The 23,530-nt window shown below is 69.2% G+C and carries 18 protein-coding genes and 2 tRNA genes; 2 read left to right on the top strand and 18 right to left on the bottom strand.

What is annotated here, in order from left to right:
* Positions 1 to 133 precede the first annotated feature (133 nt).
* From ACFWHT_RS03260 to ACFWHT_RS03240, 5 genes are all read right to left on the bottom strand, one after another.
* Positions 134 to 526 (bottom strand): VanZ family protein, encoded by a 393-nt coding sequence (locus ACFWHT_RS03260; RefSeq protein ID WP_378825417.1) that lies wholly within the window; start codon positions 524 to 526, stop codon positions 134 to 136.
* Between the two features lie 166 nt (positions 527 to 692).
* Positions 693 to 2,054 (bottom strand): phosphoglucosamine mutase, encoded by a 1,362-nt coding sequence (glmM, locus tag ACFWHT_RS03255; RefSeq protein ID WP_378825415.1) that lies wholly within the window; start codon positions 2,052 to 2,054, stop codon positions 693 to 695.
* A 17-nt stretch (positions 2,055 to 2,071) separates the two neighbouring features.
* Entirely contained in the window at positions 2,072 to 2,557 is a 486-nt protein-coding gene (rpsI, locus tag ACFWHT_RS03250; protein ID WP_378825413.1) for a 30S ribosomal protein S9, read from the bottom strand.
* 29 nt (positions 2,558 to 2,586) lie between these two features.
* Complete coding sequence (rplM, locus tag ACFWHT_RS03245) at positions 2,587 to 3,033, bottom strand: 50S ribosomal protein L13 (protein ID WP_378825411.1); 447 nt, start codon at positions 3,031 to 3,033, stop codon at positions 2,587 to 2,589.
* Between the two features lie 227 nt (positions 3,034 to 3,260).
* Positions 3,261 to 5,183, bottom strand: coding sequence for a DUF4012 domain-containing protein (locus ACFWHT_RS03240; protein WP_378825408.1), 1,923 nt, complete (start codon positions 5,181 to 5,183; stop codon positions 3,261 to 3,263).
* A gap of 634 nt (positions 5,184 to 5,817) precedes the next feature.
* Here ACFWHT_RS03240 and ACFWHT_RS03235 point away from each other — a divergent pair.
* Positions 5,818 to 6,804 (top strand): hypothetical protein, encoded by a 987-nt coding sequence (locus ACFWHT_RS03235; protein WP_378825406.1) that lies wholly within the window; start codon positions 5,818 to 5,820, stop codon positions 6,802 to 6,804.
* A 384-nt stretch (positions 6,805 to 7,188) separates the two neighbouring features.
* Here ACFWHT_RS03235 and ACFWHT_RS03230 read toward each other — a convergent pair whose 3' ends face one another.
* Both ACFWHT_RS03230 and truA read right to left on the bottom strand, forming a co-directional pair.
* On the bottom strand, positions 7,189 to 7,857 hold the full coding sequence (locus ACFWHT_RS03230; protein ID WP_378825404.1) for an endonuclease/exonuclease/phosphatase family protein: 669 nt from the start codon (positions 7,855 to 7,857) through the stop codon (positions 7,189 to 7,191).
* Positions 7,858 to 7,921: 64 nt separating this feature from the next.
* The gene (gene truA, locus ACFWHT_RS03225; protein WP_378825403.1) at positions 7,922 to 8,764 is read right to left on the bottom strand and encodes a tRNA pseudouridine(38-40) synthase TruA; all 843 of its coding nucleotides are present in this window, start codon (positions 8,762 to 8,764) and stop codon (positions 7,922 to 7,924) included.
* Between the two features lie 70 nt (positions 8,765 to 8,834).
* On the opposite strand from truA, the gene ACFWHT_RS03220 reads away from it, so the two are divergent.
* Complete coding sequence (locus ACFWHT_RS03220; protein ID WP_378825401.1) at positions 8,835 to 10,682, top strand: acyltransferase family protein; 1,848 nt, start codon at positions 8,835 to 8,837, stop codon at positions 10,680 to 10,682.
* Between the two features lie 58 nt (positions 10,683 to 10,740).
* On the opposite strand, the gene ACFWHT_RS03215 is transcribed toward ACFWHT_RS03220, so the two are convergent.
* The 11 genes from ACFWHT_RS03215 to ACFWHT_RS03165 form a co-directional block, all read right to left on the bottom strand.
* Entirely contained in the window at positions 10,741 to 11,955 is a 1,215-nt protein-coding gene (locus ACFWHT_RS03215; RefSeq protein WP_378825400.1) for a Wadjet anti-phage system protein JetD domain-containing protein, read from the bottom strand.
* A 2-nt stretch (positions 11,956 to 11,957) separates the two neighbouring features.
* Complete coding sequence (locus ACFWHT_RS03210; RefSeq protein WP_378825398.1) at positions 11,958 to 15,311, bottom strand: ATP-binding protein; 3,354 nt, start codon at positions 15,309 to 15,311, stop codon at positions 11,958 to 11,960.
* Positions 15,308 to 16,006, bottom strand: coding sequence for a DUF4194 domain-containing protein (locus ACFWHT_RS03205; protein ID WP_378825395.1), 699 nt, complete (start codon positions 16,004 to 16,006; stop codon positions 15,308 to 15,310). Before ACFWHT_RS03205 ends, ACFWHT_RS03210 begins: the two co-directional genes overlap by 4 nt.
* Positions 15,999 to 17,489 (bottom strand): DUF3375 domain-containing protein, encoded by a 1,491-nt coding sequence (locus ACFWHT_RS03200; RefSeq protein ID WP_378825393.1) that lies wholly within the window; start codon positions 17,487 to 17,489, stop codon positions 15,999 to 16,001. Before ACFWHT_RS03200 ends, ACFWHT_RS03205 begins: the two co-directional genes overlap by 8 nt.
* Positions 17,490 to 17,518: 29 nt before the next feature.
* Positions 17,519 to 18,721 (bottom strand): ROK family transcriptional regulator, encoded by a 1,203-nt coding sequence (locus ACFWHT_RS03195; protein ID WP_378825392.1) that lies wholly within the window; start codon positions 18,719 to 18,721, stop codon positions 17,519 to 17,521.
* Between the two features lie 48 nt (positions 18,722 to 18,769).
* Positions 18,770 to 19,795: a family 16 glycosylhydrolase gene (locus tag ACFWHT_RS03190; RefSeq protein WP_378825390.1), complete on the bottom strand. Its 1,026-nt coding sequence runs from the start codon at positions 19,793 to 19,795 to the stop codon at positions 18,770 to 18,772.
* Positions 19,796 to 19,946: 151 nt separating this feature from the next.
* Positions 19,947 to 20,020 (bottom strand) — tRNA-Met (locus ACFWHT_RS03185).
* 32 nt (positions 20,021 to 20,052) lie between these two features.
* Positions 20,053 to 20,124: transfer RNA gene (locus ACFWHT_RS03180), tRNA-Thr, on the bottom strand.
* Between the two features lie 67 nt (positions 20,125 to 20,191).
* The gene (locus ACFWHT_RS03175; protein ID WP_378825388.1) at positions 20,192 to 21,343 is read right to left on the bottom strand and encodes a peptidoglycan DD-metalloendopeptidase family protein; all 1,152 of its coding nucleotides are present in this window, start codon (positions 21,341 to 21,343) and stop codon (positions 20,192 to 20,194) included.
* 233 nt (positions 21,344 to 21,576) lie between these two features.
* On the bottom strand, positions 21,577 to 22,377 hold the full coding sequence (locus tag ACFWHT_RS03170) for an inositol monophosphatase family protein (protein ID WP_378825386.1): 801 nt from the start codon (positions 22,375 to 22,377) through the stop codon (positions 21,577 to 21,579).
* Positions 22,374 to 23,444, bottom strand: a complete 1,071-nt coding sequence (locus ACFWHT_RS03165; protein ID WP_378825384.1) for a hypothetical protein — start codon at positions 23,442 to 23,444, stop codon at positions 22,374 to 22,376. The genes ACFWHT_RS03170 and ACFWHT_RS03165 overlap by 4 nt, the downstream gene beginning before the upstream one ends.
* Positions 23,445 to 23,530: the final 86 nt, after the last annotated feature.

Below are 23,530 nucleotides of genomic sequence, written 5' to 3'. Positions count from 1 at the left end.
GCCGATCGGAACGGCAGAAGCAGGCGACGGCCACACTATCCCCGAACATCGCAGGCAGCAAGCGCCGCGCGGAACCAATCGTCCCCGTTACCCAGTCGTTACCGAAGAGGTTCGCGTGCGAGGAGGCCGGACATCAGTCCTGCGCGACCACCCGTCGCCGGATGAGCACCTCGACGAGCACGGTCGCGATGAGGCCGAGCGCGGCGCCTGAGACGTTCGCGATGATGTCGTACACGCTGGGGGTGCGGGCGGCCAGCAGCACCGCCTGCATCGACTCGATGGTCAGTGAGGCGAGCAGTGCCGCGGGCAGCACCAGATAGCGCAGAGTGGGCAGCAGCATCGCGAGCCCGATCCCGAACGGCACGAACAGCACGATGTTCGCCCCGAACTCGATCCGGTCGTACGTGAGCAGCGGGAAGTGCGCGGTGATCCAGCCCAGCACCCGGCCGGCCCCGGAATCGACCGGTTGAGGCCAGAAGGCGATCAGTGCGAGCACCACGCCGTAGACGATGACCCAGGTCGACACGCGACCCCACAAGGGCGCCGGCGGCCTCGACGCTTCGCGAGGCGGAATGCGAAGCGGCGGCGGCGCGCCGAGAGGATCGAACCGTGGTCCGTCCATCTGTCCCCCCTGCATCGTCACCCCTACGACGACGAGCGTATGCGGCGGCCCTGAGAGCCGCCGCACAGCGTCACAACGCCAGGTGCGTGCGCACGACCGCCGCGAGCGACTCGGCATGCGCGTTGGCGGACTCGGCATCCGCCGCCTCGACCATGACCCGCACGAGCGGCTCCGTGCCCGACTTGCGCAGCAGCACGCGACCCGAAGAGCCCAGTTCGGCCTCGACGGCCTTCACCGCCTCCTGCACGCCGGTGTGAGCCGAGACGGCGTCCTTGTCGACGTCCTTCACGTTGATCATCACCTGCGGGTACACGGTCATCACCGACGCCAGCTCGGCGAGCGACTTCCTCGTGCGCGCCATCTCGGCGACCAGGTGCAGACCGGTGAGCAGGCCATCACCGGTGGTCGCGAAAGCGCTCATGATCACGTGGCCCGACTGCTCTCCGCCCAGCGAGTAGCCGCCGGCGTTCATGTCCTCGAGCACGTAGCGGTCTCCGACGGCCGTCTGCCGCACCGTGATGCCTTGCTCGCGCATGGCCACGTGCAGCCCGAGGTTGCTCATGACCGTGGCCACCAGGGTGTCGTCGGCGAGCTTTCCGCGGCTCTTCATCGCCACGGCGAGGATCGCCATGATCTGGTCGCCGTCGACGACATTGCCGTCGGCGTCGACCGCGAGGCAGCGGTCCGCGTCGCCGTCGTGGGCGATGCCCACATCGGCGCCGACGCGCACGACCTCCGCGGCCAGCTTGTCGAGGTGCGTCGAGCCCACGCCGTCGTTGATGTTGAGCCCGTCGGGGTCGGCCCCGATGACCGTCACCTTGGCGCCGGCGTTGCGGAACACCTCGGGGGATGCGCCGGATGCCGCGCCGTTGGCGCAGTCGAGCACCACGTGGATGCCGTCGAGCCGGTGCGGCAGCGAGGCCAGCAGGTGCATGATGTAGCGGTCCTCAGCATCCGAGAACCGCTGCACGCGACCCACGTCCGCGCCGGTGGGCTGCAGCTTGGTGCCGGCCGCCATCGTCGACTCGATGCGCTGCTCCACCAGGTCGGGCAGCTTCACGCCGCCGCGGGCGAAGATCTTGATGCCGTTGTCCGGCGCAGGGTTGTGCGACGCCGAGATCATCACGCCGAAGTCGGCGTCGATGTCGGAGATCAGGAAGGCCGCGGCAGGTGTCGGCAGCGTGCCGGCATCCAGCACGTCCACACCCGACGAGGCCAGCCCGGCCTCGACCGCGGCGCTGAGGAACTGACCCGAGATCCGCGGGTCACGGGCGACCACGGCCGTGAGTCGCTTGCCGACTGCGCGACGCGCGTCGGCGATACGCCCCTGGCCCAGAACGACGGCAGTCGCCTGGGCCAGGGAGAGCGCAAGTTCGGCGGTGAGGGGGCCGTTGGCCAGCCCCCGCACGCCGTCGGTACCGAACAGTGCCATCGAAGGAGCTGAGCGGATCAGCGCTTCGAGTACTGAGGAGCCTTGCGGGCCTTCTTGAGACCGGCCTTCTTGCGCTCGATGACGCGAGCGTCGCGCGAGAGGAAGCCGGCCTTCTTGAGGGTCGGACGGTTGTTCTCGGCGTCGATGTTGTTCAGCGCGCGGGCGATGCCCAGGCGCAGAGCACCGGCCTGACCCGAGTCGCCGCCACCCGAGATGCGGGCGATGACGTCGTACGCACCGGCGAGGTTCAGCGCCGTGAACGGGTCGTTGATCAGCTGCTGGTGCAGCTTGTTCGGGAAGTAGTCCTCGAGGGTACGACCGTTGATCGTGATGGTGCCCGAGCCGGGGATCAGGCGCACGCGGGCGATGGCCTGCTTGCGACGGCCCACGGCAGCGCCGGGAACCGAGAGGACCGGACGGGGAGCCGACTCCACCACCTCGGCCTCAGGGCTCGAGGTGGAGAAGTTCTGCGGGAATTCGTTGGTGTCCTGGATTTCAGCCACGAGTATGTCCTTTGAAATCTGAGAGGCGCTTACTGGGCGACCTGGTCGAGGGTGTACGGCGTGGGCTGCTGAGCGGCGTGCGGGTGCTCGGCACCGGCGTACACCTTCAGCTTCGAGAGCTGCTGACGGCCCAGGGTGTTCTTCGGGAGCATGCCGCGGACGGCCTTCTCCACGGCGCGAACCGGGTGCTTCTCGAGGAGCTCGGCGTACGAGGTGGCCGTCAGGCCGCCCGGGTAGCCCGAGTGGCGGTAGGCCATCTTCTTCTGGAGCTTCTGACCCGTGAGGGCGACCTTCTCGGCGTTGACGATGATGACGAAGTCACCGGTGTCGACGTGGGGAGCGAAGGTCGGCTTGTGCTTGCCGCGCAGGATTGCTGCTGCGTGCGAAGCCAGGCGGCCGAGAACGACGTCGGTGGCGTCGATGACGATCCAGTCACGCTGGACCTGCCCGGCCTTCGGGGTGTAAGTGCGCGTCACGATAGTGCTGCTTTCTTGATTCGAACGGAGAGGTTCGTGAATCCCACTCCGGGGTGGTTTTGTTCTCGCGACCTCACCCGTTGTTGAGCGAGCGAAGCGAGACGAAACACGCCAGTGGAGGGCTCACGTTCGTCGTACCCGCTTCTGCAGCAAGCCGCAGGGCAGGCACCAAAGAGTCAGCTTACAGCATCCGTCGCCACTGACCCAACTCAGGCGGCGGACCCGACTCAGGGCGCGGGGAACATCGACGAGCACGAGTCGTCGATCGTCACCGGAGTCTGCGTGACCGTCGGCGAGTAGCGCACCTCCAGCGGCGCGGTCGCGTCCTTCGGCACCGTGGACGTGAACGAAACCTTCTTCGTCTCGTCCTTCGCGAGGGTGACGAACAGGCTCTTCGCCTGCCGGCCGTTGTACGTTCCGGTGCGATCCCACCCGTCGCGCTCCCCCGCCTTCGGGGCGGTGCCGGCCAGCTCGCCACCGGGCAGGGCCATGCCGATCACGTCGAGGAACATCGTCGTCCGCGGATAGCCCCAGCTGCTGTTGCGCTGGCCGAGCGTGTACGAGCTGAGATCGGCACCGGGGATCGAGTTGTGCATCTCGATCGTCGTCGTCATCGTGCGCTTCTCGGCCGAACAGGTCACCGACAGCTTCGTGGTGAGGTAGTACTCGAGCTTGGAGTGCGAGGCGTCGTTCAGGAAGATGCCGGTCTGCGTCACCCCCTTGTTGTCGGCGGTGACTTCTCCGTCGATGCCCAGCTCGGCCGCCATCGCCGCCTGACCCTCATCGGCGAACCAGGCGTAGACGCGCTGCTCGTCGGCCGCCTTCTGCATCTGTTCGAGCATCTTCACCGGGTCCCACCCACCGCTCATGATCTTCGAGAACACCGCGGCGGAGACCTTCGCGAAGTAGGCATCCGCGAGCCTGCCGTCGCTGCCGAAGCGCTCGTACGTGTCGCTGAGCAGCAGCTTGACCGCGTTGTCGGCCGTGACGGGTGTGCTCTCGCCGGCGACGCTGACCGAACCGGCGACCTCGAGCATGTACGACAGCGCGACGGGATCGACCGAGATGATCCCGTCGAGGCGCCCGCCCGCGGTGCGGGACCACAGCCCGCTCATCATGTGTGCCGTGTCGGCGAAGTCGGGCGTGCGCGTGTAGTTCTGCGAGTACTTCCACGTGTCGGTCTCGAAGATGGTCATCTTCGAGGCATCCGGAAGCGACTGCGGATGCCAGCCCCGCGGCCCCTCGGTGACGAACCTCAGCGCCGCCGCGTCGGTGCGCATCCGCACCTTCCCGTTCTCGACGTGCAGCACGGCACCGGCGCCGGGGTTGCCGCCGGTCGCCCGGATCTCGGCGTTGTTCTGGAACAGGAGCGCGTAGTTGCGCGGCCCGTCATCGCCGAGCACGGCCAAGAGCATCGGGAGGTTCTTCTCGGCGAACGCGATCGCCGGCGTCGCCTGGTCGACGACGTCGACCAACTGACCGATGTTCTCCTTGACGAAGGGATGGATCGCGTCGAGGTCGATGCGGTCGATGTGCGATTTCGCCTCGTCGAACACGCCCCGCAGCGCCGGCAGCTGAGGCTGGGCGACGCGGAACGGCTCGAGGTTGATGCCCCCGCCCTCGACCTTGAAGTTGTCGGGGTCGGCGAGAGGGATGAGCTCGAGCGCGAGCGGGAGCGCATCGCGCACGAGCACGTGGGTGGCCTGGGTCGTCTCGCTGACCGCCGTGACGTTCGCCCCGACCCACGGGATGGCACTCGCGAACTGCCAGAGCGGGCTGCCGACCGTCTCATCCGCCGACGAGGTGTACTTCAGCACGTCTTTCGAGAGAGCCTCGACGGCGTCGGCGTCGCCCTCTTTCATGAGCGGGACGACCTTCGAGATCCTGCTCTTGGCCGCCTGAAGGTCGTCCTTCACCTGCAGCGCCTGGATGAGGAAGATCCCCGCGAAGACCGCCGCGGCCACCAGCAGCAGGAAGATCGCCAGCACCACCCAGGGCCAGCGGCGTCGACGGCGCGGCTCATCCGCGTCGTCGTCGGAGGGCGCGAGATCGGGGTCGAGGTCGGCCAGTGTGCCGTCGTAGCGCCGTTCCCGGCGCGTGCGCGGTGCATTCGAGTCGGTGATGGCCAGCCCCTTCGATCCCCGAGACATATGCCGCCCGGTCCGATACGTGCCCTCAGGATACCGAGCGACCCTGAGGCTCGCCCGCGCGCGGTCCCTTCGCGCCCCTCCCCTCCTGTCCCATATGTCCCTCCTCCCCTATGTGCCCTCTACCCCTCGCTGTCACCATCCCCCGCCGATGTGGCGCAACACGCGGCATCCCACATTCCGAAAGCACCATCTGCGCCACATCCACGCTGCCCGAGCATCCGCCCCGCGCGCGCCGGCCAGCCCCCGGCCGCCGATGTGGCGCAACACGCGGCATCCCACGCGCCGAGGCGACCACTTGCGCCACATCCACGCTGCCGAGCATCCGCCCCCGCCCGCGCCGGCCAGCCCCCGCTCGCCCCCGCCCCCGGATGTGGCGCAACACGCGGCGTCCCACGCGCCGAGGAGACCACCTGCGCCACATCCACGTTGGCCGAGCATCCGCCCCGGCCCGCGCCTGCCAGCGCCCGCCCACCGATGTGGCGCAACACGCGGCATCCCACACTCCGAAAGCGCCATCTGCGCCACATCCGGGCGCCTTGACACTCCCCCTGCACAGACAGAGACTCCCTCGAGTTGTGCACACATCGTGGGTATCGCGCGGTCGTGGGTCCAGCTGACCGCACAGAGTGAGGGGATGCCGAAGAAACCCGCACCACTGCCTGCGAGCCTCGGCGCGTGCTTCAGCACCACCACGGCTCTGCGCTCGGGCCTGACCCATGGTCGCCTGCGGGCGAAGGATCTCACTTCTCCCTTTCACGGCGCCCGGCGCACACGCAGGGACATCGAGCAGGAGGAGAGTGCGGTCCGACAGGACACGGAACCTCTCGCCGCCAGCCGGTCGATCGCGCGTCGGGTCCGCGCGAAGGCGCTGGCCTACCTGCCGGTCATGCCCGAAGGTGCATTCGTGTGCGGCAGGAGCGCCGCGGCCCTGCGCGGGTACCCCATCACGCCGGATGAGCAGCTCGACATCGGCACGACCGCGCCTCGGCGAGCGCCGCGCGGTCGCGGTGTGCGGGGTCGGAAGACACAGTCGCATCTCGTCACCGTGGAGGTGATCGATGGCATCCCCGTGTCATCTCCGGCGACGACGTGGGCGATGCTCGCGAGAGAACTCAGCGTGCGCCGGCTGGTGATCCTCGCCGATGCCATCCTGCAGATCCCTCGCGATTCCCACGGCAGACCGCGGCCGGAGTGGGCCGGCGCGACGCGCGATGAGCTTCAGGCGGCGATCGACGCCGGAAACCGAGCCGGCGTGAGCAAGCTCCGAGAAGCGCTGTCACGTGCACGGGCCGGGAGTGCGTCGCCCCTGGAGACCGAGTACCGGCTGGACGCGGAGATCGACGGACTGCCCGAACCGGAGCTCGACGTCGAGATCCGGGATGCGCGAGGACGTCTGCTCGGGATCTCGGAGATCGTCTATCGAGGGTTCAAGACCATCGTCGAGATCGAGGGCGATCACCACCGCACATCACGACGCCAGTGGAATCGCGACCTGCAGAAGTATCGCGACTATGCCGCCGAGGGCTGGGAGGTCGTACGCCTCACCTCCGAAGACATCCGCGTGCGACGCACGGCCACGCGGATCGTCCGGGCGGTGCTGGCTCGTCGCCGTCCCGTGTGACGCGCCCTGCTCAGTTTCCCCTCACGCGAGAATGTGGCGCAACACGCCGCATCCCCCAGCGCGAAGCGACCACGCGCGCCACATCCACGCAACCCGAGCATCCCCCGGCTCGAGAAAGTGGCGCAACACGCCGCATCCTCCAGCGCGAAGCGACCACATGCGCCACATCCACGCAACCCGAGCATCCCCCGGCTCGAGAAAGTGGCGCAACACGCCGCATCCTCCAGCGCGAAGCGACCACGCGCGCCACATCCACGCAACCCGAGCACCCTCCCCCCGACCCGGATGTGGCGCAACACGCGGCATCCCCCCGCCCGAAGCCACCACATGCGCCACATCGGCCGCCCGGGAAAGGCCGGGACAAGAAGAAACCGACCCCGCAGGTTACGTCGCCTCGGCGGTGACGAGGATCGGGCGGTGATCGCTCGTGCCCTGGGGCAGGGTGGTGATGCGTGAGATGTCGAAGCCGGACGACGTGGCGAAGTCGTAGTGCCCGCGAAACACCCGGTACCGCGTGTACGTGCGGTCGTCGCTGAGCGTCAAGCGGTAACCGTGGTCGCGCACGGTCTGGCCGAGGTTCTCCTTGAAGACCGGGTAGTTGTAGTCGCCGACCATCAGCACCGGCAACTCGGGGCCGAGCTCGTGCAGGGCGTCGAGCGCAGCGCGGATCTGATTGCGGCGCAGCGAGTTCAGCGCGGTGAGCGGAGCGGCATGGAAGGATGCCACGATCAGCCCTCGCCCGCTGTCGATGTCGAGCAGTCGCGCCCCGAGCACGCGCTCGTGCGCCGGCTTGAGCAGGCGGTCGTGCAGCGACTTCTTCAGGCCGATGGTGCGCACCTGCTCGACGCGGAACTGGTTGCTCCGCAGGTACATCGCCAGGCCCAGCCGGTTGCCGCTTGTCGCTCTCACCAGCGAGAGCCCTCCGATCGTGTCCGGAAGGTCGGCCGTGTCGCATTCCTGCAGGCACAGGATGTCGGGATCGTGCTCGGCCACCAGCTTCACCAGCTCCGTCGCGGCCCGGTGCTTGCGCAGGTTGTACGAGATCACTCTCATGACGGCCACGCTACCGCCGCCGCCTGTGCGCTCGCGAAGGGTTGCGCCGCGGGCCGCTCTGTGGTCAGTCGCCGTCGCGGCGGGCGCGCGTCTGCTGCGCCCGGGATGCCAGCAGCTCATCAGCCGGATAGCCGACCTCCGCGAGCGTCAACCCGCGCGCCGGCAGCACTTTGAACGCGCTCGTGCGGGTGAGCTCATCGCGCAGCCGCACGACATCCGCCACGGCGAGCTTGCCCTCGCCGACCGCGGCGCATGCCCCGACGAGCGCCCGCACCATGCTGTGGCAGAAGGCGTCGGCCTTCACCTCGGCCACGAGCACACCTTCGTCATCCCGCGCCCACCGGTAGTCGAGCAGGGTGCGGATCGTCGTCGCCTCCTCGCGCGGCTTGCAGTAGGCGGCGAAGTCATGCAGACCGATGAGCGTGCGCGCCGCGGCATCCATCGCCTCACCGTCGAGTCGGGCACGGAGGGTGGTGGTGTCGTTGCGGCGCATGGGGTCGTAGCCCACGCTCGCGTCGGCGAGCCGGTAGCGGTAGCGGCGCCACACGGCCGAGAACCGGGCGTCGAATCCGTCCGGAGCAAGGCTCGTGCGGGTGACGGTCACGTCGGGGTAGTTTCCCAGCACACCCCGGATGCGACGGGCGAGCGAACCGGCGGGGTCCGCCGCGGCCCGACCGTGTCGCGCCTCGACCCGCGCCCACTGCGCCGCATCCAGGTCGACGTGGGCCACCTGGTCGGCGGCGTGCACCCCGGCATCCGTCCGCCCGGCGACGACGAGCTGCGCCTCGGATCCGACGATCCGCGCCAGCGCTCCCTCGAGCACGCCCTGCACCGTGCGCAGACCGGGCTGCTTCGCCCAGCCGCGGAAGTGTGTGCCGTCGTAGGCGATGTCCAAGCGAATTCGCACCTGGCAAGCCTATGCTGGAGGGCCTCTCCCCTCCCGTTCTCGGATCCTGAAACGCGCCTTCTTCGTCTTGATGTCTCCGTCTTCTCCTCACATCCCGCGGTACGCGGGGCTCGACGGACTCCGGGCGATCGCGGTCGGGCTGGTGCTGATCTACCACCTCTTCCCCGAGGCGGGTCTGACGAGCGGGTTCGTCGGCGTGGACGTGTTCTTCGTGGTGAGCGGCTTTCTCATCACCTCGCTGATGCTGCGTCCCACGCGGCACACGCTGCGCCATCGGCTGGTGGACTTCTGGCGTCGCCGGGCTCGTCGCCTGCTGCCCGCGCTGGCCGTGATGCTCACGGTCTGCTCGACGGCTGCCTGGGCCATCGGCGGCGACGTGCTGGTCGGCGTCGGACGACAGCTGGTGGGGGCGGCGACGTTCAGCTACAACTGGGTCGCCCTGGCCGGAGGGTCGGACTACTTCACGGCGGCGGAGCCCGAACTGTTCCGGAACGTGTGGTCGCTGGCCGTCGAGGAGCAGTTCTACCTGCTCTGGCCGCTGCTGCTTCCCGTGCTCCTGATGCTGCTGCGCGCCCGCTGGGTGCTCGTGGCGTTCGCTGTGGTGGCGGCCGGCGCATCGGCGTGGTGGATGTCGGCGCTGGTCGGCGCGGATGCCGTGACGCGCGCGTACTTCGGCACGGATTCTCACGCGTTCGGCCTGCTGCTCGGTATCGCGCTGGCGTTCGCCGTGCGGAATATGCCGGATCGGGAATGGATGCATCGGCCGGGCGTGCGGATGGCGGGTGTCGGCGTCGGGATGCTCGGACTCGCCCTGATCGTCGTCGCGGCCGTGCTGCCGGACCGGCCCGCCGGCTCCGGCTTCCCGTGGACGTTGCTGGCAGCATCCGCCGGCGCACTCCTGGCCGTGTTCGCGGGTCTTCTGCCGGGGTCGTGGTTCGGCCGGACGATCGACGTGCGTCCGCTGCGGTGGATCGGCGATCGGTCCTATGGGATCTACCTGTGGCACTGGCCTTTGCTCGTGTTGGTGCTCGCGGCGAGCGGGCAGGGCGCCGGCACAGCGGGCGTGCCGGTGGCGGCCGGCGCGCTCACGCTGGTGCTGTCGATCGCGGTCGCCGCCACGTCGTATTCCCTTGTGGAGACGCCGCTGCGCCGCCTCGGCTTCCGCCGCGCGCTGCGCGCTGTGCGCGCGCGGCTGGCCCGAGGTCCGGTCAACCGGATGGCGATGATCGGTGGCCTTCTCGCCGGCCTGCTCGCGCTGGGCGGCACCACGGCCGCCGTCGCCAGCGCACCCGCGATGACGACGTCCGAGATGACCATCCGCGCCGGCGAGCAGGCGCTGAAGGATGCGGCGCGGCAGAAGCCCCGCCCGGCGCCGACCCCGGAGGCCGTCGTCGGCGACGAGATCACGGCCGTCGGCGACTCGGTGATGCTGGCATCCGCCCCTGCACTGTACGAGAAGTTCCCGGGCATCTATGTCGATGCCGCCGTGTCTCGATCGATCTGGGCCGGACCCGATATCGTCGATGCGCTCGAGGCTGCCGGGCGTCTGCGGCCCCACGTCGTGGTGGCACTGGGAACGAACGGGTCCGTCGATCGGAGCATGCTGCAGAAGATCTCCGACACCGTCGGCCGCGACCGTGACCTGGTGCTCGTGAACGCCTACGCGCCGCGCGACTGGATCTCCGGTGTGAACCGCGACCTGCGGCAGTTCGCCGATGCGCGCAGCGGCGTGGTCGTCGCCGACTGGTCGGGCGCGATCGCCCCGCATGAGGATCTGCTCGCCGGGGACCGCATCCATCCGGGCATGGCCGGCGGACGGGTGTTCGCCGACGTGGTCGAGACTGGCATCCGCGCCGCCCAGGCCGAGCGCCTCGCCCGCCGTGTTCCGGACGACCGCACCCCGCAGCCCGCCGGCTGAACCTCATCAGACGGCCCGCGCCTGTCGCACTGTCGGGCGGGGCGTCCAGATGCCTCGTTCAGCGGCTGAGTACACGGCGAAGCTCGATCAGGACGTCGCCGAGCGGGATCCGTTCCTGCTCGACTCGTCGCACTTCAGCATCGCCCTGCGAGGCCAGCACCGCATAGCAGTCCGCCTCAGCGGTCGTCAGATGATCCAGAACAGTGGCGCACGGCTTGATCGCATTCCCATCCTTATCGTGGTTCACCCCGAGACGCGCGTATCTCGACCACGCCAGCGAATCCATCAGAAGTGAATCCACGGCCTGCCCGCGCTCTTCCAGTTGTCCCCTCAGACGGCTCAGAATCGCGAATCCGTCGCTATCGATGTCCCCCCAATAGATGATTCGCTCGGCCTTCCGTATCCAGCCGACTTTCACGAGCGTCCCCGCAGCCTTGCCTTCTCCTTCGACGACGATCGTGTCCTCGATCTCAGGGAAGTGCAGCCGACAGTCGCGGTTCTCGACGATCACGACGTTCCTGGGCGTATACACCGGGCTGTGTGTATCGCCCTCGGTCCAGGCGTCGTGGCGTCGTCCACCCGCAGCGCGGCTTGCGGGGTCGACGTACGTGAAGTGCACGACCGCGAGCCGGGGCTTCAGCTCTGCCGCCACATCGCGACCGACGAAACTCCGAACCAGACCTTCGTTGTCGTCGAGCCACTTGCTGTCCACGTCGGGGACTGGCAGCTGCCGCGCCGTCCACTGACCGATATCCGGATGGTCACGCAACCACGCCAACGTCGAGAGAAGCTTCACGACGTTGACCTCCTTCAGCTTGCTGACGCGGTTGAGCCGGACCGCATCGACGTGCACCGAGGCGTCCTGCAACCGCTTCGCAAGAGTTCGAAGGCGAGTGATCGCCTCTAGCACACTCTGGTGTCCGTGCTCAGAGAGCAACGAGATGAGGCCGGGCCATGTCTGCACTGACATCGCTACGGGAACTGTTCTCGGCACTCCGCGGACGGTGACAGAACGGGCCGAGACTGTCGCGCCCGTTCGTGCAGCGGTATCGAAGTGACGCCACGACCGGAGCCAGTCGTCCCATCGCTCAGGGCCCAATCGGATCACGTCGGCCGAGCTCAGCGACTTAGGCCGTAGAGGGACCTCAATCTCGTCGAACTGTCGCCCTCTCACTTCGTCGACGATGCGCTTCGTGAGCGAATTCTGGACCGACTTCCGCACAACCTCGACCGCATCGCCCGGGTCGAGCAGCCGCACACCGCGTACGACCATGATCAGCCCGTCGTGTCGGCCACGGCGACCTTGGGCTTCGCCCAGGACCGCCCGCGGGTGTCCTTGAGGATCGTGTACTCCACATCGACGTGCGGCTCGATCGCGCTGTACTTGTCGTTCGGCGCCCCGATCACGAGCTGGAACCCCAGCCCTCGCCAGGCGCCGATCGCGCGCTTGGTGAAGTGGGCGTCGGCCTTGATGAGCGCCTCGTCCATGAACACGGGCGCGTACCTCGGTCGCTCGGCGCCGGCATCACCCAGCTGGTAGCGCAGCGCCGCCCCGACGATGAACGCGACGAGTTCCTGCGACTCGCCGCCGGACTTCTCGCCGATGTGGTCGTAGACGGCGACATGCTCGCCTGTCGCCGCGTGCACACGCTCGGCGGACACGCGCACGTGGTTGCGCACATCGATCAGCTCGGCGAAGTCCGGAGCGGATCGCCGCATCTTGCCGATCAACCGGCTCATCCGTCGGTAGGCGTTGTCGCGCTCCTCGTCGGTGGACGCGGCCTCGATGGCTGCGCGCACACCGCGCAGTTCACGCCGGAAGCGCTTGCGCGCCTCGGACTGGTTCTCGCGCGGGGAGATCTGCAGGCGGTGCTCGTCGTCGTAGAACGGCAGTTCGCGCATGATCGCATTGATCGGTTCGATGCGGTCGCGGATCTCCCGCACCGAACGGCTGAGCGTCGAGTCCAGGCTGGTCAGGTCGTTGCCGGAGAGCCCGAGCAGGCTGTCGCGCCATTCGCTCTCGAGCTCGTGCAGGCCGTTGGTCCGCAGCGCCTCGAGGATGCCCTCGAACTCGTCGACGGACGCGTCGGGATCGGGCAGCAGGTTCAGATTCGGCCAGCGCTCCAGGAACGAGGTCATCAGCTGGCGCATCCGCTCGCGCTGATCGCCATGCGACTCGGATGCCGCCCGACGGTCGCCCGACAGTCTCGACGCCGCCGTCTTCAGCGCGACGTCGAGACGCGCGAGCCGGTCGGTCGCCGTGTCGCCGTCCGTGTCGGAATCCAGGATGAAGCGCTCGTCGAGGAACGCCGCGTGCCCGGCATCCAGCATCATCCCGTCAGCGGCGTCGAGCACGCGCTGGCAGTCGTCGACATCGTCGGTGACCGCACCCCAGCGCTCGGCCGCCTGCTCGCGCTGCGCGGTGAGGGCGCCGATCTCGTCGCGCAGCGCCGACGCTTTCAGCTTGAGGTTCTCGGCCTGATCCTTCAGCTGAGCGATCTCGGGGCTCGCCGCGGTCACCTCCGCCTCGACGGACGCCCAGCGCTCGACCTCCTGCGAGATCGCCTCGACGTCGATCTGCTCCCACGTGACGTCCTGGATCAGCGCGAACGCGGTGAGACGCTTCTCGATGGCGTCCATGGATCGCTCAGCGGCGTCAGCGGTCTCCGTCGCGACCGCGATCTGCGCATCCAGCTGCGCCCGTTCCTTCTCGAGCTCATGCACCCGCCGCTCGTTCGAGAAGCCGAGCACGTTCTGGCGCCCGTGCCCGCCGTGCGCACCGCGGTTGCCCTGCGCCATCTGGCCGGTGATCGTCAGCGCCATGGTGTGCGAGGCCAGCTGCGCCGAGGAATCGACGCACACGAAACCGAAGCGCTCGTCGAGACGCTGCTGCAGCCAGCCCGTGAACGGCGTCGGGCGGTAGTCCAGGCGCCCGGGCAGCGTGCGTCCGTCGGCGTGCCCGGACGAGGCGAGCCCGGTGTGCACGCCCTCGTACCGCAGTCGCACGGGTGTGCGCACCTGGTCGATCGCCGCGCGGAACCGTGACACGTCGGCAGCATCGATGAGCAGCGTCGTCGCGAAGCCGCCGAGCGCGAGGTTGAACGCTTCGCGCCACGGTTCGAACTCCGTGCGCACCTCGACCAGCTCGCCGACGAACGGCAGGTCATCCGCGTCGAGCCCGGCGGCCTGCGCCAGCAGCATCCGCGCCTCATGCAGCGACGAAGGGATGCTGCTGTGCACCCGATCGGCCTGCTCGCGCTCCGCATCGAGCTCGCCGCGTCGGCGCATCAGCGTCCGACGCTCGGTCTCCGCGTCTGCGAATGCCGCGCGTGCGGCCCGGCGCGCCGTCGCCTCCTGTGCGTCGCGGGCCTGAGCGAGGACGGCCGTGAACTGCTCGGCGGTGCCGACCGAAAGACCCAGCTCGCCCAGCGCGGCATCCACCCGGCCGCGCTCGCGCTGCACCTCGGCCAGACGCCGCTCGGCCGACCGCAGCTCCCGCTGCGCGGTCTCGAGGCGGTCACCGCCCGAGTGGCGCAGCACGTCGAGCAGCCCGTCGCGCTCCACGTCCGCCGCGTCGACGAGAGCCTTCTTCTCGCGGATGCCGGCATCGAGCATCCGGGTGCGCGCACCCAGCTCGGTCTCGACCTCCCGCAGCAGATCGAGCCGGCGCTGTGCGCTCCACAGCGCCGCGCGGGACGACGGATCGGTGAACTCGCCGATCTCGTCGATCAGCCGCATCTGCTGCGCGGCGGATGCGACCCGCTCGCGGATGCCCCCGATCGGCTCCAGCGCGTTCACCTGCTGACGCGCGGTGATCATGCTCGTGCGCGTGCTCTCCAGCTCGTCGAAATGCGCGACCACGGCATCCGCCGTCGCCATCGTCTCGGGCTCCTCGAGCACCAGCCGCTTGTACAGGTCGTCGACGGTGGTGATCTGCTGACCGGCCTGGATGCGGGCGAGGAGGCTCATCGCCTTCGCCCCCGAGCCCGCCGCGCCGATGCCGAGGACCGTGTGCAAGCGGGCGGAGAACTCCCGATCGGTGCCCACCGTGTGCAGGCCGAGCTCCTTGAGCGACGAGTCGCTCAGCCGCTGCGACGCCGCCCGCTCCAGGCCCGCGAGGTCGAAGAAGCCGTCGGCTGTGGCGCGCACGCGCACGGTGTCCTCGAGGATGCGTGCCCCGGCCGGGATGTACCAGGCGCGGATCGCCGTGAAGCGCGAATCGTCGTGATCCCGCCAGGTCATGGCGATGGCGGTCCAGGTGTCCTCGCCGTCGCCGCGGAGCACCCGCAGCCGGGTGCCCTCGTCGGTACGCGACTCGTCGATCTTGCCGCGGCCGTAGGAGAGGATGTTGCGCTGCTCGTCGCCCCGCGGGCGCCCGGTGACCCCGCCGTTGGATGCCCCGTTGAAAGGAGTGGTGTGCGGCATCATCAGGGCGATGTAGGCATCCATCAGGGTGGACTTGCCCGAGCCGGAACCTCCGCACAGCAGCGTCGCGTACGGCGAGAACCGCACCCGGTGCGGGCCGCCGTCGTAGCCGCCCCAGTTGACCAGCTGCAGGTCCTCGGCGACCCACTGCTGCCCGCGAGAGCCGGCGGGGATGAGCCCGAAGAGGGTGTCGAGCATGGTCATCGTCCGGCCTCCTTCTCGGCATCCGCCGTGTCAGTCCGGTGGCGCAGCCAGGCGCGCAGCTCCGCCAGCTTCTCGGCGCTCAGCACCACCTCGACGAGGGAGCTGATCCGGTAGCGCCCCGAGCTCTCCTCGTCGATCACGCCCTCGCGATCGAGCCGGTCGAGCGCGGCGCGGATGGCCTTCTGCTGACGGGCCGTGCTGCCGTCGGCATCCGTCAGATAGCTGAGGACGGTCTGCTCGACGTCCTCGACGTCGATGCGCGGCGCCGACTCGCCGGCCGCGGACTCACGCTGGAACACCGTGCGCAGATGCACGAGCACGAGCGTCTCGGTGCGGTTGTAGGGCGAGTCCTTGAGCAGGATCGGCACCTCGAACTCATCCGAGCGCACCTGCTGCTTGTAGGCCAGGCCCCGGCCCTGATCGACCACCAGGCGCAGGTACAGGTCGTGCATCCGCGATTCGATGATCTGCTGATGCTCGAGCAGCAGCCGCCATTCGGCCCGATTGCCGTCGGCGCTGAGAAAGCGGCGCTGCAGCACGTGTACGAGCACGCGACGCACCTCCGGGTCGAGCGTGCCGCGGTCGCCGGGGAACAGCTCGTCCGGGTCGTCCTCCATGGCGACCGGCGCGATGAACGGATCCTCCGCGGCGCCGTGGCCGTCGGCGAACGTCGGATCGGTCGTCGTCTCAGGCATCCTGATCCTCCTTGGTCGCGGTGTGGTCCGATGCGCTCGCCTGCGCGGTCACCGACGCGAAGGCGAAGCGCCGCGTCGTGCCGTCGGGTCTCAGCGTCTCCACGGTCGAGATGCCGTCGCGCTCAGCCATGCCGTTGCGGTGCGCGATCTCCAGCAGGCCCACCAGATCGACCGGCCTGCGGGTGCCGTCCGGCGCGTTCTCGAACGCCTCGCCGAGGTCGAACTCCGCACCGAGGGCGGCGACGTACTCCTCCAGTTCCGCATAGCGCGGGCCGCCCCACGAACGCGAATCCGCTTCGAGGTACTCGACGTCGTCGGCATCCGCCAGCGGCGCCGGCGCACCGGGCGGACGGATGTCGCCGACGGTCTGGCGCAGGCGCCCGAGATCCATCAGCGGCAGGTTGCGGACCGGATCGACGGATGCGGATGCCGGGGCGTGCCGCGACCACTCGTGCAGCCCCGAGATGACGTCGCGCAGCAGCTCGTCGATCTGGCGGTCGCGGAGAGGATCGTGCGTCTTGACCTGACCCGTGATGACGTGGGATGCCCGCCGCTGCGCGGCCAGCACCTCTTCCACCCCGAGCTCCACCCGGCGGCCGATCGCGTCGAACTCGGCGCGCTGCGCGGGATCGAGGAAACGGGCGAACGGCTGGGCCAGCAGTCCGTGCAGCTGCTCGGTGAGCGCGTCGATGCGGTCCGCGTCTCCGATCAGGCGCAGGGCGCCGGCGAAGGCGCGCCCTTCAGGCGTCGACTGCATGACGTCCTTCGCCCGCTGCAGGTACTCGCGCAGCACCTCGCCGGTGGGACGGTCATCGCGGCGCAGGTGCGCGACCACGTCGCGCTGCATCTGCTTGAGGGATTCGGCGACGCGCGTGAAGTCCGCCGGAAGCTCGCGAGCCAGGTGCAGCACGTTCTCGGCCTCTTCGTAGAGCTCCTCGTCGTCGATGGGAGCCGCGCCGTTCGCCTGGATCTGCAGAATCTCGGCGTCGAGGGCATCCCGCTCGGCCGTGAGCCGCGCGATGCGCTTCACCGGATCCGCCTCGGCGTCGTCGGAGAGCCGCTCGACCGCCTCGAGCAGGGTGCGCACGCGGGAGTTCGAGACGCGAGTGCGCCCGCCGCCGGTGCGCCCGGTGATCTCCAGCGCCTCGACGGCGTGAGCGGATAGGCGGTAGACCTCCACGTCGTCGTCGATCTGCTGCACCAGCCAGCCCTGCTTCGCCCAGGTGCGGCACACCTCGCGCCCGGTTCCGGTGGGGATGCGGCGGTCGTCATCGTCGTAGCCGCCGGCGCGCAGCGCGTCGAGCGCCTCGGCCACCTCGGCGTGCGCCTCGGCGATCGGGACGGCCGGCCGGTCGGCGGTGAACAGCATCGACAGCGCTGCGATGACGAACGGCGCCTGCCTGCCGTGCAGCAGCCCGAGAGTCGGGGTTCTGAACGCTGCGAGCGAGCGGGAATATGCCGCCTCGGCACGCGTACCAGTCACACGCCCCAGTTTATCGGCGGGCGCCGACGTCACCGTGCGCGTGCGGAGAGCGTCTTGCCGATCCTGCGCTCGAACAGCTCGGCGCGCGCCGTCTCGACGGCGAGCGCGCGGGCGCCCTTGACGTTCCCGGAACGCCCGAGGGACGACTGCAGTATCTCCGTCGGCCAGGGCACGAGCTCGGCCAGGCGCCCTTCGAGGGCGTCGCGACCGGGTTCGAGCGCGCCGCCGATGCCTCCGGCGAGGACGATCGTGTCGACGTCGACCACCGCGACGAGGCACGCGCAGAGGTCGGCGACCCGGGTGGCCGTCTCGTCGACCACGGACTGTGCGAACTCGTCCCCCTGTGCGGCGGCGTCGAACAGGTCGGGAAGGTGGATCGGCAGGGGGTGGGCGATCTGCGGACGCAGCTCGAGACGCTCGGTCGCCCATGCGGTCATCGCTTCGCTGGCGGGATCCGCGAGACCGCGTCCGTCCTGCTCCAGCCGGAACAGCAGATCGAGCTCACCGGCGCTGCCCCGGCGCCCCCTGAGGACCTTCCCGCCGAGCACCAGCGCCGAGCCGACGCCGGCGCCGACGGAGAGGATCGCGAAGTCGTCCCTGTCGACCCCGACGCCGTAGCGATGCTCCCCGATCGCAGCGACGTTGACGTCGTTCTCGAGCAGGACCCGCAGGCCGAGCCGATCCTCGAGCACGGAGCGCAGAGGGAAGCCCTCCAGCCCGGACACCCCGCCCGCCATCGCGACGCGGTCCGATCCCGGAGGCATGACACCCGGGATCCCCACGCCCACGGCCTGCAGCGACTCGGGGGGAACCCCGGCCCGTTGCGCGGTCCGATCACGCAAGCGGACGATCGCGTCGATCACCTGCTCGATCGTCGGGTCTCGCACCTCTTCGTCGGCTGTGGCCAGCAGCTGGTCGTCGAGGCCGGCCAGCTCCGCCCTGATGAACCGCGTTCCGACATCCACGCCCAGAACCGGGAACGAGCGCCCAGCGGCGCGAAACACGTCCGCACCGTACTTCGTGGGGGCGGGGGCATCCTCCACCCGCTCGGCCAGCCCCACGGCGATGAGGCTGCCGAGCGCGGCGGACACCGTGGGCTTGGTGAGGCCGGTCTGGCGGGCGATCGCCGTTCGGGTGGAGTCGCCGCCCTGGTACAGGCAGTTCAGAACGGTCAGCTCGTTCGAGCGTCGCATGTCCTTCAGGCCCGCCGGACCCGTCGAATTGAGCTGCACCACTACATCTTCGCAGGGTCGAGCATCGCCCGACGGTACCGGGTGCGCTCAGTTCGGGCTCGAGACGGCCACGCCGTCGACGATCCCCTCGCCGTACAGGTGAACGTAGTCGATGCGCATCTCCGCAGGGAATGACGTGGAGGCATCCGGGTCACCGGGCCAGTCTCCACCCACCGCCACGTTGAGAAGGAGGTGCATGTCCTGCTCGAAGACCCAGTCCTGCGTGGACGGCAGATCGTTCGGCGTCAACTCGAAGTAGGGCTCGTCGTCGACGAGCCAGGTGATCTTCTCGGGCTGCTTGATGACGGAGTACACGTGCCACGCGGAGCTCGCCGCGGCGCCGAGGTCGTACGTGCCGCCGATCCCGTTCTCGTTGTAGTAGGTCGGGCCGTGCAAGGTGCCGTAAGCCGTGTTCGGCTCGCCGCCGACGACCTCGACGATGTCGATCTCGCCCTGCGCGGGCCAGATCTGACCGTTGTTGCCGAGCATCCAGATGGCGGGCAGCAGTCCCTGGCCGGTGGGGATCTTGGCGCGGATGTCCGCACGCCCGTATGTCAGGGAGACGTTGCCCTCCGTGGTCAGCCTGGCCGACGTGTACTCGCAGCTGCCCGAGGGATAGCAGGGCAGGTGCTGGCCGGCCGTGGCCTCACGGGCCGAGATGATCAGCTGCCCTGATCCGTTGACGGCGGAGTTCGCCGCATCCGCGGTGTAATACTGCAGCTCGTTGTTCCACCACCCTTCCTGATCACGATTGCCCACCTCGGTGTTCCAGTGGGCGGAGTCCGGTCGTGTGCCGGCCGCGCCATCGAAGTCGTCGGCCCAGAACGGTGAAGAGCTGGCGGATGCCTCGGTCGCGGCGGGCGCGTGAGCGGAGCTCACCGCCGCGACCGCTCCGGATCCGGCGGCGGCCAAGACGGCTGCCGCGGCGGCGCCTGCGATGATCAGGCCCTTCCGACGTCGCGAGCGCGCCGGAACCTCAGCGCCCGACACGGGGGCTGACTCGATCTCGGAGATTCCCATGACCATCCCTTCCGCTACGGCGACCGCCGCCGTCACGACCGAAAGTAGCAACATCGATCAACTCTGTAAAGAGTCTTTTCGCTTTTCGACGGACCCTCACCCTGGGGGCCCCACCTCACGTGCGCAGCACGAAGCTCGCGCCTGACACATCGACGCCACCCTCGTACGAGAAAACCCCCCGGGGATTCCGAGGGGTTCTGACCTGTAGCGGAGGCGGGACTCGAACCCGCGACCTCACGATTATGAGTCGTGCGCTCTCACCATCTGAGCTACTCCGCCGCAATCGCCCACTCCGAAGAATGAACGCTACGAGCCCCGAGTCAGGATTGAACTGACGACCCCTTCCTTACCATGGAAGTGCTCTGCCACTGAGCTATCGGGGCGTGCTGCCCGTGTCAGGGCAACCAGATGAGATTAGCACTTGCGTACCCGTCTCACGAAATCGAGGCGTCAGTACGAGTACCGGCCCGCGTTGTCTCGCATCCACGGCAGCGGGTCGATCGTGCTGCCGTTGACGATGAGCTCGAAGTGCAGGTGCGCGCCGTAGGAACGGCCCGTGTTTCCGACCTTTCCGATGGTGTCGCCGACCTTCACCTTCTGCCCGGCTTTGACGTGCAGCGAGCCGTACTGCATGTGCGAGTAGTGGCTCGTGATGACCTTGCCGTCGATGACGTGATCGACGTATGCGGTCACACCGTAGGCGCCGCCGGACTCGGTCGCGATGCGCACCGTGCCGTCGGCGATCGCCTGGATGGTCGCACCGCTCCCGGGAACGAGGTCGATGCCGGCGTGCAGGCGTCCGTTGCGCATGCCGTACGGCGAGCTCATGGCGACGCCGACCATGAACGGCCACTGGATCGCCGCGTTCGGATCGTTGGAGTACAGGCTGTCCGAGAAGGTGATGTGCTCCTCGGCGGCGACGTCCAGCAGCGACACGGTCGAGAATTCGCCGTCGCGGGCGAGGGCTTCGTCCTCGACGCCGGCCGACGCGACGAAGGCCTGGATCTCGTCGTCGTCGACTTTCTTCGGCGGTGCCGCGTCGGCGGCGATCAGCGAGGCGGCGGGAGCGCTGCGATCACCCTGAACCGCTGCCACGGCACTGGCGGGAACCGTCATCGAGACGGCGATGAGACCCGCGACGCCCATGACGCCGAGGCTGGCGCCGGCGGCCACCAGACGTCGGCCGAGGCGTGGGCGAGGCGCGACGTGGGTGAGTGCCGGCGCGGCCCCGACGACCACGCGCTCCTCGGCGACGGGCACCTCGGACTGCTCGTCGACGGGCGAGAAGCCGAAGGCGTCGGATGCCCGGGCGAACGCGTCTTCGGCGCCTCCGACAGGGGCGTCGACCGAGGAGGCACCGTCGAAGACGGGAACTGCGGGTGCATCATCAGCGACGGGCCCGACAGCCTCTTCGACCACGATCACGGCGGGCGGCTCATCGACCACGACGGCGTCCGGTGCGCCGTCGGAGACGGGCTCGGCAGGTGCGTCGTCCGTCACAGGCGCACTGGCCTGCGCCAGTCGGCGTGCGCGACGGCTCATCGCGACGGGCGAGGCCCCGGGCGTCGCCGACGCGGCCAGCGCGATGGTGGTGAGGGCCACAGGGTCGGAGGTTGCCGGAGTCGCCTGCGTCGCGGACGCGGTGCGGAGACGGTTGGATCGGCGCGTGGGCGCGGATTCAACCTCAGGACGTACGGGCGGCAACTCAGATCTCTCGGGTCGTGTTCAAGCTCGGGGGCGCTTGGTCACCTTCGGATCGCGGGTAACGAAGGTAACGATCGGATAAACACACTACAGGCTCGCGGCTGAGAAATCCATGCATCGGAACAGATCTTTCAGGCATCCGGACCCTCGCCCGTGACCAGTGCTCGCAACCTCTCGTGCACCGTCGCACCCCCGGCTATGAGCATCGGCCGAGCGGTCTCGCGTTCGAGCCGGCTCACCTTTCCGCCCGCCTCCTGCACAAGGATGGCGCCGGCGGCGAAATCCCAGGGGTTCAGTCCGCGCTCGAAGAATCCGTCGAGGCGTCCGGCGGCGACGTATGACAGGTCGATCGCGGCAGACCCCATCCGTCGCAGGTCGCGGGCCATCGTCATCACCCGACGCACCATGGCGAGGTCGCCGTCGTGCGTCGCCGGGTCGTACCCGAAGCCCGTGCCCAGCAGCGCCCCGGCGGGAACCTCCGTGCTGACGGAGAGCCGTGCTCCGTCGAGCCGGGCGCCCTCGCCGCGGACGGCGGTGAACAGCTCTCCGAGTGCCGGAGCGCAGACCGCTGCGGCGACACCGCGCCAGGCTTCCGGGTGCGGCTCGCCCTGCACGACGGCGATGCTCACCGAGTAGGCGGCGATGCCGTGGGCGTAGTTGACGGTGCCGTCGATGGGATCGACCACCCAGGTCAGCCCGCTGCGTCCGCAGTCGGCACCGGTCTCTTCGCCGAGGAATCCGTCATCGGGACGCTCCGCCCGCAGACGATCACGAATCAGCCGCTCGACCTCGCGGTCCGCGTCGGTGACGATGTCGGCCAGCGTCGACTTGGTCGCCGCGAGCGAGACGCCCTCGGATCGTCGGCGCTGAGCGAGCTCGCCCGCCTCGCGGGCGATGTCTGCGGCAAGCGCCCCGAGTTCGAGGTCGCTCACTGCATGGAGCCGGGTGCAGCCGGCGGCGCCGGAGGAGGCGGCGGGAACCCGCCGTAGGAGGGCGGCGTCGCGGGAGCAGGCGGAGTCGACGGGGGCGTCTCCGGTCCAGGCCCGGGAGTCGGCGGCTGCGGTGGCTGGAACGGCGGCGCGGGCTCGTCCGGCGCCGGCGGAACCGCCGGGTCGGGGATGCTCGAAGCCGTGGGGGCGGACGCGAACGCCTGAGCCTGCGGGGCCGCGTGTGCCGCCGGTGTCGCAGGTGCCGCGGGTGCCGCGGGTGCCGCGGCGGGAGCCTCGATCACGGGGAAGCTCTGCGGCGCCGCGTAGGTCGGGTGACCGGTGTAGTAGGCGTTCCAGTCGGGCGTGGCGTCCGGCAGTGCCGGCAGCGGTGTGCGGCCGTCGGCGTAGGTCGGCCATCCGGTCATCGCCGGCGCGGTCTGTGGCGCCTGCGGGGTCTGCGGGGTCTGCGCCTGCGGCTTGCGGGGTGCGAAGAGTGCGTTCAGCAGCGGGATCAGCGTGGATCCGACGGCGACGAGGATCGTCAGCGCGATCACGATGCGCCAGTACAGGTCGCCGTAGTCGAACTCGTCGGGGAAGGTGAGGAAGAACACGAGCATGGCGGCGAGGGCGGCCAGCAGCGCGAAGGTGACCATCATGATGACCCGCGTGAACGTGGTCACGTACCGCTGCGACGCGCGGAGGAAGATCCGTGCGTGCAGGAGGGCCAGCTGAAGGATGCCGATCACCAGGATCAGCTGCCAGAACCTGATCATTCCCCAGCCGCCGTAGTGGTCTTCCTCGGGAAGCCAGATCTTCACGGCACCGACCAGCAGGGCCACGATCCAGGTGATCATGCTCGCCAGCGCCAGCCAGTCGGGACGACGCTCGGCGAGATTCGATTCCATGATCGCGATGCCCGCGAACACCGCGAGCAGCAGGATCGTGAGGAACGCGCGGCCGACGATGCCGTCCTGATCCCCGACCAGCACCCACACCACGCAGACCAGGGCTGCGGCGATCAGGGCGCCGATGGCGATCCAGATCGCCCCGCGCATCAGTTTCGAGGTCATCGTGGTCCGCTCCGACGACGGCGTGACTCCAGTCATGAGGTTCCTCCCGGTCTCGCTCTCATCCTGCCACGACGGGGCCGAAGGCA

The organism is Microbacterium sp. NPDC058342 (assembly GCF_042723935.1).
GTDB lineage: Bacteria > Actinomycetota > Actinomycetes > Actinomycetales > Microbacteriaceae > Microbacterium.
The sequence above is the reverse complement of the archived record's forward strand: the minus strand, read 5'-3'. Positions and strand labels throughout refer to the sequence as shown.